The organism is Frigoribacterium sp. Leaf8 (genome assembly GCF_001421165.1).
In the GTDB taxonomy this organism is placed as follows: domain Bacteria; phylum Actinomycetota; class Actinomycetes; order Actinomycetales; family Microbacteriaceae; genus Frigoribacterium.
This window is the reverse complement of the sequence record NZ_LMKB01000005.1, coordinates 1421030-1433158: the sequence shown is the minus strand read 5'-3', so window position 1 is coordinate 1433158 and position 12129 is coordinate 1421030. Positions and strand designations below refer to the sequence as shown.

Genomic DNA, 12129 nt, shown 5'->3' with positions numbered 1-12129 from the left:
CCCGGTGGAGACCTGGGAGGCCGACCCGCGCCTCCTCGACCTGCCGCCGCTCGACGGCGCCGTCGTCCCGACCAGCGCGTCGCGCGTGGTCGTGCTGGCCGCCCACCCCGACGACGAGACCCTCGGCGCCGGCGGGCTCATCGCCCACGCGGCCGCCCACGGCATCCCGGTCACGGTCGTCGTGGTGACCGACGGCGCGGCCTCGCACCCCGGCTCGACCACGAGCGCCGAGGATCTCGTCGCGACGCGGGCCGAGGAGGCGCGGGTCGCGGTGGACCTGCTGGGTCACGACGTCGAGCTGGTGCACTGGAGCATCGCCGACGGGACGGTCCGCGAGGCCCGTGCCGAGATCACCGAGCGGCTGCGTCCCCTGCTGCCCGGGCCCGGCGGCCTGCTCGTCGCGCCCTGGCGCGGCGACGGGCACCGGGACCACCGCGTGCTCGGCGAGATCGCCGCCGAGCTGGCAGCCGAGGCGGACCAGGCCGGCACGACGGTGCTCGAGTACCCGATCTGGCTGTGGCACTGGGGTTCGCCCGACCACCCCGACGTGCCCTGGCCGTCGCTGCGGCTGTCGCCCCTGGACGCCGTCGCCGACGCCGCGAAGCGCTCGGCCCTCGCGGCGTACGTCTCGCAGCGCCGACCCCTCTCGACCGCGCCCGAGGACGCACCCGTGCTGCACCCGGTGTTCGAGCGGCACTTCACCCGCGGGCGCGAGGTCTTCGTCGTGGCCGGGTCGGAGGCGGACGGTCGGGACGCGGGCGGTCAAGACGCGGGCGGCCAGGACGCGGACGGCCAGGGCGCGGGCGCCGCGGCGTCGGTCCCGGCGACCGAGGCGACGTTCGACCGGACGCACGCCCGCCGCGCCGACCCGTGGCGGGTCACGACGCGCTGGTACGAGCGCCGCAAGCGCGCCCTCACCGTGGCGTCGCTGCCCCGTGAGCGCTACGGTCGCGTGCTCGAGGTGGGCTGCTCGATCGGCGTGCTGACGGGCGACCTGGCCCCCGCGGCGGACCGCCTGCTGGCCCTCGACGTGTCGTCGGTCGCCGTGCAGGCCGCCCGCGAGCGGCTCGCGAACCTGCCCCACGTCACGGTCGAGCAGGCCGACGCCGCCGCGGACTACCCGTCGGGCACCTTCGACCTCGTCGTGCTCAGCGAGGTCGGCTACTACCTGGCCCCGGAGGCGTTCGGGCGGCTGGTGGACTCGATCGTCGACGGTCTGGCCGACGACGGCGACGTCGTGGCCTGCCACTGGACCCAGCCCGAGGGGGACTTCCGGCAGGGCGCGGACGACGTCCACGCCCGGCTGGGCGCCGACCCGCGCCTCCACCGGGTCTCGCACCACGTCGAGGGCGACTTCGTGCTCGACGTCTTCTCGCGCGACCCCCGGTCGGTCGCCCAGCGGACGGGCCTGCGATGAGCGACGCGCCCGCCCGATCGACCCCGCCCCCGGCCCCGACCCCGGCCCGCCCCGTGCGGGCCGTCGCGGTCGTCGTCCCCGCGCACGACGAGGAGGAACTCGTCTCGCGCGCCCTCGACGGCGTCGACGTCGCGCGGCGGCACACGGCCAGGACCCATCCGGAGGTGCGGGTCGTCGTCGTCCTCGTGGCCGACGCCTGCACCGACGGGACGGTGGCTGCCGCTCGTGCGCACGCCCGCGTGACCGTCGTCGAGATCGAGGCCCGCGGGGTCGGCGTCGCACGGGCCGTCGGCGTCGACGTCGCCCTGGACGAGCTCGGCGCGCCCTTGGACGACCTGCCGCTCGACGCGGTGTGGCTCGCCTGCACCGACGCCGACTCGGTCGTGCCGCCGGGCTGGATCGACGACCAGCTCGACCGGGCCGCCTCGGGCGCCGACGTCGTGATCGGGACCGTGCGCCCGGACTTCGCCGACCTCTCGCCGCGGCAGATCGCGGCCTGGACGGCCCGGCACACGCCCGGGCGGCCGAACGGCCACGTGCACGGCGCCAACCTGGGGGTGCGGGCGTCGTCGTACCGGTCCGTCGGCGGGTTCGCACCCGTCGACCTGCACGAGGACAACGTCCTCGTCGACCGGCTGCGTGACGCGGGCGCGACGCTCGTCGCCTCGGACGTCGGCGAGGTGCTGACCTCGGGACGGCGCGACGGACGCACGTCGGGCGGCTACGCCGGCTACCTCGCCGTGGACCTGCTGGCCTGACGAGGCCGGCGCCGCGCCTCCTCGTCCCGAGCCCAGCGTGTCGCACCGCGTTTCGTGCACGGCGCCACGTCTCTACCCGGTGCCTAGCACGAAACGCGGTGCCGTGCGGTGCGGTGCGGACCGGCTCAGGCGACGGGCCCGAAGCCCGTGCGGAAGCGCTCGAACGTCGTCGCCCAGTAGGCGCGGAGGGCGTCGACGCGTTCGTCGTCGGTGGTCGTGTCGACCCAGGGGTCGTAGACGCCGCGCAGCACGGCGATGACGGCACCCCAGGTCGAGTGGATCAGCAAGGACGTGGTCAGGTCGTCCCGCGAGGGGCCGACGGCCAGGCCGATCACGTCGCCGACGCGTTCGGTCATGGGGACGCCGACCGCGAGCACGTAGGGCAGCAGGGGTTCGTGCGTCCGCAGCAGGTGGCGGAGGCTGATCATGTAGTCCACGAGCTGGGCGTCGACGGCCGACAGCAGCAGCAGCTCGAGCAGGTCGATGTCGGTGCCCTGGAAGGACGCGAGCATCGACAGGTCGGAGGCGTCGACCGCCGCGCCCGCCTTGTTCAGGAGCACCGAGGCCACGGCGTCCTCCTTGCACGAGTAGTGGTTCGCGAAGGTGCGCCTCGAGTAACCGGCCAGAGCGGTGACGTCCTCGACGACGAAGCCGTCGAAGCCCTTCTCGGTCGCCAGTCGGAAGGCCGCGTCGGCGAGCCCACGGCTCGTCGCCCGACGCTTCTCGTCGCGCCCGCCGACCGCTTCCGTGCCGAATCGGGTGAGGTCCCCACGCGCCGGAGTCTGCTGCATCGGACCATCGTGCCGGGGCTTCCTGAGAATTTCCATGCCCAATGGGCAACGGAGCCTCCGGATCGCGTATCCTGCAAGAGTCCGATTCGGGTCGGACGGCCTCGAGAGGCACCAGGCACACAACCCCCTGTGAGATCGCGCAGGGTCGCGTCGGGTGCGACCCTCCAGCTGAACCACGGAGGGGGCCAGGTCCCCTCGAGACATACGCCTCGTGGCCCCCGTGGTCACGGGGCGTTCCCGTGTGCCCGGCGGGTGGTCCCCGTCCGGCACGCTCGGGTCCGCAGGGGTGACAGGCTGAGCCCATGAAGCGAGGGCGGTTGCGGGTGGTGCTGGGGGCGGCGCCCGGCGTGGGCAAGACGTACACGATGCTCGAAGAAGGGGCACGGTTGCGATCCGAAGGGGTCGACGTCGTCGTGGCCGTCGTCGAGACGCACGGGCGGCGCGCGACCTCGGCGCTGGTCGGCGACCTCGAGGTCGTGCCCCGCCGGGCGGTCGTCCACCGCGGCGTCGCGCTGGACGAACTCGACCTGGAGGCGGTGCTCGCGCGGGCACCGCAGCTCGCGCTGGTCGACGAGCTCGCCCACACGAACGCCCCCGGCTCCACCCACGAGAAGCGGTGGCAGGACGTCGAGGCCCTGCTCGTCGCCGGCATCGACGTCGTCTCGACCGTCAACGTCCAGCACGTCGACTCGCTCACCGACGTGGTCGAGCGCATCACCGGGGCGACGCAGCGCGAGACGGTGCCCGACGCCGTGCTGCGGGCGGCCGACCAGGTGGAGCTCGTCGACCTCGCCCCTCAGGCCCTCCGGGACCGACTGGCCGAGGGCGTCGTCTACCCGGCCGACCGGGTCGACGCGGCGCTCTCGAACTTCTTCCGCCTCGGCAACCTGACGGCCCTCCGCGAGCTGGCGCTGCTCTGGCTGGCCGACGAGGTGGACAGCGCGCTGAAGGCGTACCGCGACGAGCACGGCATCGACAGCACCTGGGAGGCCCGGGAGCGCGTCGTCGTCGCCCTGACCGGCGGCCCCGAGGGCGAGACGCTGATCAGGCGGGGCGCCCGCATCGCCGCCCGGTCCTCCGGAGGGGAACTCGTCGCCGTGCACGTCAGTGCGCAGGACGGTCTCCGGCAGGGAGCGCCGGGTGCCCTGGCGGCGCAGCGGGCCCTGGTCGAGAAGCTCGGCGGCACGTACCACCAGGTCGTCGGCTCGGACGTGCCCCGCGCGCTCGTCGCCTTCGCCCGCGGGGTCAACGCCTCGCAGCTCGTCATCGGCGTCAGCCGGCGGGGGCGCCTGGCCGCGGCGTTGACCGGGCCCGGCATCGGCTCGACGGTGATCCGCGAGTCGGGACGCATCGACGTGCACATCGTCACCCACTCCTCGGCCGGACGCGACCGGGTGCTGCCGCGACTCGGCGGGGCCCTGTCGCGACGCCGCGTGATCGCCGGGTTCGTGCTCGCCCTCGTGGCCGGGCCGCTGCTCACCGGGCTGCTGGCCGGGCACCGCTCGGAGGACGCCATCGCGGGCACCGTGCTGGTCTTCCAGCTGCTGGTCGTGGTGGTCGCCGTCACGGGCGGCATCTGGCCGGCCCTGCTGGCGGCGCTGCTCTCGGGCGTGACGCTCGACCTGTTCTTCATCGCGCCGATCTACCAGCTGACCATCGCCGAGCCGCTGCACCTGGCGGCACTCGTGCTGTACGTGCTCAACGCCGCGATCGTCAGCTACGTGGTCGACCAGGCCGCACGCCGCAGCCGTGCCGCCGCCCGGGCGCTCGCCGAGACCGAGCTGCTCGCCACGGTCGCGGGGAGCGTGCTGCGCGGCCAGGACGCCCTGCAGGCCCTGATCGGCCGCACCCGCGAGGCCCTGGGCATGACCCGGGTGCGCGTCGTCCAGGGCGGGGTCGAGATCGGGGAGGCGCGGCTCGCCGACGACGGCCGTCCCGGAGCCGGGTCCCCGGCCGGGACCACCACGTCGATCGCCGCGGGCGCCGACGCAGCCCTCGAGCTGACCGGACCCGAACTGCAGGCGGCCGACCGGCGCCTCCTGGACGTCGTCGCGGCGCAGGTCGAGGCGGCCCTCGAGCACTCCGAGCTGAGCCGGGCCGCAGGCCAGGTCGCGCCGCTCGCCGAGGTCGACCGCATGCGCAGCGCCCTGCTCGCCGCCGTCGGTCACGACCTGCGTCGCCCGCTGGCCGCCGCGACGGCCGCCGTCAGCGGACTGCGGCAGACCGACGTCGCCTGGAGCGACTCCGACCGGGACGAGCTGCTGTCCACCGCCCACGAGAGCCTCGACTCGCTCTCGACCCTGGTCACCGACCTGCTCGACGTCAGCCGCGTGCAGGCCGGGGCCCTCGCCGTGACGCCCGCCGACGTCGACGTCGACGAGGTCGTGCTCGGCGCCCTCGACGAGCTCGGCCTCGGGCCGGCCGACGTCGAGCTCGCGCTGCGGGCGACGGTGCCGCCCGTGCGGGCCGACGCCGTGCTGTTGCAGCGCGTGGTCGTCAACCTGCTCGACAACGCCCTGCGACACTCGCCGCCGGATGCGAGCGTCCGCATCTCGACGAGCGCCTTCGGCGACCGGGTCGAGCTGCGGGTCGTGGACCGCGGACCCGGGGTCCCGGTCGAACGGCGGGACGAGATCCTCGTCGCGTTCCAGCGGCTGGGCGACACCGACAACGGCACGGGCCTCGGGCTCGGGCTGGCGCTCAGCAAGGGGTTCGTCGAGGCGATGGGCGGCACGCTCGCACTCGACGACACCCCCGGCGGCGGGTTGACCATGGTGGTCGGGCTGCCGGTGGTGCCCGGGGCCGGCGGGGCAGGCGAGGCCGATCGGGTACGGTCGGCCACGTGAGCGCCGTGAAGATCCTGATCGCCGACGACGACCCGCAGATCCTGCGGGCGCTCAAGGTGACCCTCGGCGCGCGCGGCTACGACGTCTTCACGGCCGCCGACGGGCGGGAGGCGCTCGACCTCGCGGCGAGCCGGCACCCCGACCTCGTCATGCTCGACCTCGGCATGCCCCATCTCGACGGGGTCGAGGTGATCACCGGTCTGCGCGGCTGGTCGACCGTGCCCATCCTCGTCGTGTCGGGCCGCACCGACGCCGCCGACAAGGTCGAGGCGTTGGACGCGGGCGCCGACGACTACGTCACGAAGCCCTTCTCGATGGACGAGCTGCTCGCCCGCATCCGGGCGCAGACCCGCCGGTTGCCCTCGGGCACCGACGACGAGCAGCCCGTGGTCACGTTCGGCGACGTACAGGTCGACCTCGCGGCGAAGACCGTGGTCCGTCGTCCGGGCGGCGGCGCGGGCGGCGGCGCGGGTGCGCGCGGCGGCGCGGGTGCGGGCGGCGGCGCGGGCAGCGGCGGCACGGCCGTCCGGCTGACGCCGACCGAGTGGAAGATCCTCGAGTTGTTGCTGCACAGCCCCGACAAGCTGATCACGCGCGAGACCATCCTGACCGAGGTCTGGGGCCCCTTCCACGCGAAGGACACCGGCTACCTGAGGCTCTACTTCGCGCAACTCCGCAAGAAGCTCGAACCCGTGCCGGCCGCACCGCGACACCTCGTCACGGTGCTCGGGATGGGCTACCGCTTCGTGCCCGACGCCGGGGCAGAGGTCGTCGAGGAGGCGTGACCGCGGTCGCCGTCGGGATCCTCACGGTTTCCTAACGCTGGACGTCACCACCGGGAGGCGCGCGAGGCCTAACGTTGCAGGGCGCGTGCCCGCCTCCCGGTCGGTGCGCCCCGCACGTCCGAGAGGAACCCGTGTCCGCGCAGCCCGAGTCACCCGCCAGGGTCGCACCGCCGACCTCGCACCCGACCACGCGACGGATGCGGAGCTGGCTGCTGCACGGCCTCACCGAGACCGCGGGGACGCACCAGGGTCCGCACGCCGAGACCCCGGAGAAGACGCACTCGTGGTGGCGGGTGATGTGCCTGACCGGCGTGGACTACTTCTCGACCCTCGGGTACCAACCGGCCATCGCGGCCGTCGCGGCGGGGCTGCTCTCGCCCCTCGCGACCATCGTGCTGGTGCTGCTGACGCTGTTCGGCGCGCTCCCCGTCTACCGCCGCGTCGCCCGTGAGAGCCCGCGCGGCGAGGGCTCGATCGCGATGCTCGAGCGCCTGCTGCCCTGGTGGGGCGGCAAGCTGTTCGTCCTCGTCCTGCTCGGCTTCGCCGCCACGGACTTCATGATCACCATCACCCTGTCGGCGGCCGACGCCACGGCGCACGCCGTCGAGAACCCGTTCGCCCCGTCGTGGTTCCACGGGGCCGAGGTGCCACTGACGCTCGTGTTGGTCGCGTTGCTCGCCGCCGTCTTCCTGCGGGGCTTCCGCGAGGCGATCGGCATCGCGGTCGTGCTCGTCGCGATCTTCCTGACGCTCAACCTCGTCGTCATCGCCGTGTCGCTCTTCCACATCGGCGAGAATCCGGTGGTCATCGGCAACTGGTGGGAAGCGCTGACCGTGCAGCACGGCAACCCGTTCGTGATGGTCGGCATCGCGCTGATCGTCTTCCCGAAGCTGGCCCTCGGCCTGTCGGGCTTCGAGACCGGGGTGGCCGTCATGCCCCAGATCACCGGCGACCCGACCGACACCCCGGCCAAACCCGTGGGACGCATCCGCGGGGCCCGTCGCCTGCTCGCCACGGCCGCGATCATCATGAGCTCGTTCCTGATCCTGTCGAGCTTCGTCACCACGCTCTTGATCCCCCAGGCCGAGTTCCAGGCCGGCGGGTCGGCCAACGGCCGAGCCCTGGCGTTCCTGGCTCACCAGTACCTCGGCGACGGCTTCGGCACGCTGTACGACGTCAGCACCATCTGCATCCTGTGGTTCGCCGGGGCGTCGGCCATGGCCGGGCTGCTCAACCTCGTGCCGCGCTACCTGCCGCGCTACGGCATGGCGCCGCAGTGGGCCCGGGCCGTCCGTCCCCTCGTGCTGGTGTTCACGGTGATCGCCTTCGTCATCACCATCGTGTTCGAGGCAGACGTCGACGCCCAGGGCGGGGCCTACGCGACGGGGGTCCTCGTGTTGATCACCAGCGCCTCCGTGGCCGTGACGCTGTCGGCACGACGCGCGCGCCAGCGGAAGCGCACGATCGGCTTCGGCGTCGTCGCCCTCGTGTTCGTCTACACGACCATCACCAACGTCGTCGAGCGTCCCGACGGCGTGCGCATCGCCGCGATCTTCATCATCGGGATCATCGCGGTGTCGCTCGTCTCGCGCGTGCAACGCTCGTTCCAGCTGCGGGCGACCTCGGTCACCCTGGACGACACCGCGCTCGCGTACGTGCGCGAGGACGCCGACGAGTACGGCACGATCCGCGTCATCGCCCACGAGCCGGGGCGCGAGGTCGCCGAGATCTACAAGAAGAAGCTGACGGCCGAGCGGAAGTACAGCGGCATCCCGCAGCGCTCGCCGGTCATCTTCCTCGAGGTGCACAAGGGGGACTCGTCGAACTTCGAGGAGGACCTCGTCGTGACGGGGCACGCGCTGCACGGCTACCGGGTGCTGCGCACGACGAGCGGCGCGGTGCCGAACGCCGTGGCCAGCGTGCTGCTGGCGATCCGCGACGAGACCGGCGTCGTGCCCGACATCTACTTCGAGTGGACCGAGGGCAACCCGCTGTCCAACATGGGGCGGTTCTTCCTGACCGGGGTGGGCGAGGTCGCACCGGTGACCCGCGAGGTGCTGCGCCGGGCCGAGCCCTCGCGCAGCCGCCGCCCCGACGTGCACGTCAGCTAGCCGCTCCTGCCCCAACCTTCTGCACGCGCGCGAACCCCGTTTGCGAAGATGAACCCCGATTGAACGGGGTTCATCTTCGTGAACGGGGTTCATCCGGACGCCCCGACGAAGCGCCGTCGAGCGACCCGTGCAGCGTGCGTCACCCGACGTGGATCGATGAGGACGTCGGCCGCCCGGAGGAGTTCGACCAGCCTCTCCGGGAACACCAGATCGGCGTATTCGCAGTGCACCACGTGACGGATCTCGGGATGGCGCAGGAGGCGGCGGTCGCGACGTCCCCGAAGCCTGATGGCCTCCGCGGGAGTCCGTCCGGCGAGGATCTCGGGGTCGGTGAGCTTGATGTGCCCGTCGAACTCGACCGCGACGCCGAAGGTCCGGAGGAAGACGTCGCAGCGTCCGAGGAACCGGTCGCCGAGGATGAAGGTCTTCTGCAACTCGACCGACGACAAGCCCAGTTCGAACAGCACGACACGCAGGAGGGATTCGCCTCCGTTCTCGGCCCACGCGGACGAGAACTCGACGGCGCGACGGGCCATCCGTCCGCCCGGGTGTGAGGACGGGCCCAGTCGGGACATGAGTCGAGTGCGTCGGCGGAGGAACTCGGCCTCGACGGCAGCGCCCGTCCGGTGTCCGTCGGGCAGGACCAGGCGGCGCAGGACGGCGTCGACACACAGCACGGCATCGCCGAACGAGGCGCTCCGAGCCACGTCGACGGCGGTCCGCTCGAGGCTCGTGAGCCACACTCCGTGGAGTTCGTCGCGGTCGGCCGCCTGAACCGAGCCGGGGCGGCGCAGGAGGTCGGTCGAACGCCTCGTGGTCGTCCGCCGAGGATCGATGACGGTCACCACGTCCGCGTAGGCGTCGTGGACCCGCGGCAGACCCCACAGGGCCGCGGCCGAGTCGTGGGAGACCGTGCACCGTCGGTCCAGCCCTCGGGTGACCGCCCTGGTCAGGACGACGTGCCGCCCTCGCGCGTCGAGGTCGTCCCAGTCGGCGGCGGCGGCGTAGGTGCCCCGATGGACGCGGACCAGCGATCCCCGCCGCGCCTCGAGCTGCAGGCGTCGCGCCTCGCGTGTCGTGCCCCCGTGGGTCGAGGTGAAGACGAGCGGGCAGAGGTGGGGCGCGGTGCTGGTCATGGGGCGAGCGTGACGGGCGGCGCCCGACCAGCGTGATCCGCGCCTCCTCGCCTGGGGGCGGTGGGAGCTCCCTCCCGGCGTGTGGGGGAGGCGTGGTCGTCCTCGACACGAGGCCATGAACCCCGTTCACGAAGTTGAACCACGCGGAAACGGGGTTCATCTTCGTGAACGGGGTTCGTGGCGGGGAGGGCCGGGCAGGCGGGGGAGGCGCGGGCGGGGCGGGCGGGACGGTTCGGCGGGGTACGGCGCTCAGCTTGGCCGCCGGCGGCGCTCCTCCTGTACTGCTGGGAGCATGAACGACTCCCGCTCCCTGCCCTACCCCCTCGGCGTGACGCCCCTGCCCGACGGCGGCGCCCACGTCGCGGTGTACTCCGAGACCGCCGACCACGTCTGGTTCTGCCTGTTCGACGACGAGGCCGACGGCGGCACCGAGCGCCGCTTCGAGCTGACGAACCGCACCGGCCACGTCTTCCACGCCGTGGTCGAGGAGGCGCGGGTCGGCTCCCGCTACGGCCTCCGTGTCGCAGGCCCCTGGAACCCGGCCGCCGGCCTCCGCCACAACGAGCACAAGCTGCTGCTCGACCCGTACGCGACGGCCCTCGACGGCACGTTCGACTGGGGTCAGGCCGTCTTCGGGCACGACATGGACGAGCCCGAGACGATGGACGAGTCCGACTCCGCCGCGGCCATGCCCCGCAACGTCATCGCCGACCGCGACTTCGACTGGGGCGACGACCAGCGTCCGCTCACGCCGATGGAGGACACGGTCGTCTACGAGGTGCACGTCAAGGGCTTCACGCAGACGCACCCCGACGTCCCCGAGGACATCCGGGGCACCTACGCCGGCATGGGGCACCCCGCCGCGATCAAGCACTTCACCGACCTGGGCGTGACCGCCGTCGAGCTGCTGCCGACGCACCAGTTCGTGCAGGACAGCCACCTCGAGGAGAAGGGCCTCCGCAACTACTGGGGCTACAACTCGATCGGCTTCTTCGCCCCGCACGACGAGTACGCCTCGAAGGCCGCGGGCACGGCCGGCGGCCAGGTCGCCGAGTTCAAGCAGATGGTCAAGGACCTCCACGCCGCCGGCCTCGAGGTGTGGATGGACGTCGTCTACAACCACACGGCCGAGGGCAACCACATGGGCCCGACGATCTCGTTCAAGGGCATCGACAACGCCGCCTACTACCGACTGGTCGAGGGCGACGAGGGCAACTACTTCGACACGACCGGCACCGGCAACAGCCTGAACGTCAGCCACCCGGCGGCGCTCGGCCTGATCATGGACAGCCTGCGCTACTGGGTCACCGAGATGCACGTCGACGGCTTCCGCTTCGACCTCGCCACGACGCTCACCCGTCAGGGCGGCGAGGCCAGCGAGCACAGCGCGTTCCTCACGCTGATCCACCAGGACCCGGTGCTGCAGAGCGTCAAGATGATCGCCGAGCCCTGGGACACCGCCGGCTACCAGGTCGGCGGCTTCCCGGCCGACTGGTCGGAGTGGAACGGCAAGTTCCGCGACGACGTGCGCGAGTTCTGGAACGGCGAGCCCGGCGTCCTCTCGACGTTCTCGGACCGCGTGCTCGGCAGCCCCGACGTCTACGAGGGTGACCGCCGCTCGCCGCTGTCGAGCGTCAACTTCGTCACCGCGCACGACGGCTTCACCCTCGCCGACCTGACGAGCTACGCCGAGAAGCACAACGAGGAGAACGGCGAGGACAGCCAGGACGGCGAGAGCGACAACAAGTCGTTCAACGGCGGCGCCGAGGGCCCGACCGACGACCCCGCGGTCAACGAGTACCGCGACCGCCAGCGTCGCAACTTCCTCGGCACGCTGCTGCTCAGCGCGGGCGTGCCGATGATCCTCGGCGGCGACGAGATCGCCCGCAGCCAGGGCGGCAACAACAACGCCTACTGCCAGGACAGCGAGATCTCGTGGTTCGACTGGGAGCGCGCCGACCGCGACCTGCTCGCCTTCACGACCGAGCTGATCACGCTGCGTCGCGAGAACCCGGCGCTGCGGCCCGACTGGTTCCGTTACGCGCCCGAGGTCGAGAGCGACGACCACGTGCAGGTGCGCCGTGCCGACGACCACTCGTTCTCGAGCGGTGACTGGCAGCAGGGCGAGAACAAGGCGATCACCTTCGTGCTGACCCACAAGGACGCCGACGCGTTCGCCTACCTCGTCAACGGTTCGACGGCGGTCGTCGAGTTCAACGTGCCCGACGCGCCCCACGGCGAGTGGGAGCTCGCCGCGTCGAGCGACCCCGGCCAGCAGGTCGAGG

The 12129-nt window shown here is 72.7% G+C and carries 8 protein-coding genes; 6 read left to right on the top strand and 2 right to left on the bottom strand.

The annotated features are described in order from the left end of the window. The first annotated feature begins 4 nt into the window (after window positions 1-4). Together ASL10_RS11380 and ASL10_RS11375 are read left to right on the top strand one after the other, a co-directional pair. Entirely contained in the window at window positions 5-1417 is a 1413-nt protein-coding gene (locus ASL10_RS11380) for a PIG-L family deacetylase (RefSeq protein ID WP_162234611.1), read from the top strand. Then, window positions 1414-2175, top strand: coding sequence for a glycosyltransferase (locus ASL10_RS11375; RefSeq protein ID WP_056047279.1), 762 nt, complete (start codon window positions 1414-1416; stop codon window positions 2173-2175). The genes ASL10_RS11380 and ASL10_RS11375 overlap by 4 nt, the downstream gene beginning before the upstream one ends. A gap of 125 nt (window positions 2176-2300) precedes the next feature. On the opposite strand, the gene ASL10_RS11370 is transcribed toward ASL10_RS11375, so the two are convergent. Further along, window positions 2301-2966, bottom strand: a complete 666-nt coding sequence (locus ASL10_RS11370; protein ID WP_056047276.1) for a TetR family transcriptional regulator — start codon at window positions 2964-2966, stop codon at window positions 2301-2303. A gap of 302 nt (window positions 2967-3268) precedes the next feature. On the opposite strand from ASL10_RS11370, the gene ASL10_RS11365 reads away from it, so the two are divergent. The 3 genes from ASL10_RS11365 to ASL10_RS11355 all read left to right on the top strand — a co-directional run bounded on the left by ASL10_RS11365 (window position 3269) and on the right by ASL10_RS11355 (window position 8708). Next, window positions 3269-5812, top strand: a complete 2544-nt coding sequence (locus ASL10_RS11365; RefSeq protein WP_056047273.1) for an ATP-binding protein — start codon at window positions 3269-3271, stop codon at window positions 5810-5812. Between the two features lie 5 nt (window positions 5813-5817). Further along, the gene (locus ASL10_RS11360; protein ID WP_056048013.1) at window positions 5818-6597 is read left to right on the top strand and encodes a response regulator; all 780 of its coding nucleotides are present in this window, start codon (window positions 5818-5820) and stop codon (window positions 6595-6597) included. A 197-nt stretch (window positions 6598-6794) separates the two neighbouring features. Next, the gene (locus tag ASL10_RS11355) at window positions 6795-8708 is read left to right on the top strand and encodes an APC family permease (RefSeq protein WP_123571946.1); all 1914 of its coding nucleotides are present in this window, start codon (window positions 6795-6797) and stop codon (window positions 8706-8708) included. A gap of 89 nt (window positions 8709-8797) precedes the next feature. On the opposite strand, the gene ASL10_RS11350 is transcribed toward ASL10_RS11355, so the two are convergent. Next, complete coding sequence (locus tag ASL10_RS11350) at window positions 8798-9844, bottom strand: hypothetical protein (protein ID WP_056047265.1); 1047 nt, start codon at window positions 9842-9844, stop codon at window positions 8798-8800. A gap of 292 nt (window positions 9845-10136) precedes the next feature. Here ASL10_RS11350 and glgX point away from each other — a divergent pair. Continuing rightward, the coding region (gene glgX, locus ASL10_RS11345; RefSeq protein ID WP_200922591.1) for a glycogen debranching protein GlgX at window positions 10137-12129 on the top strand (1993 nt) is incomplete at its 3' end.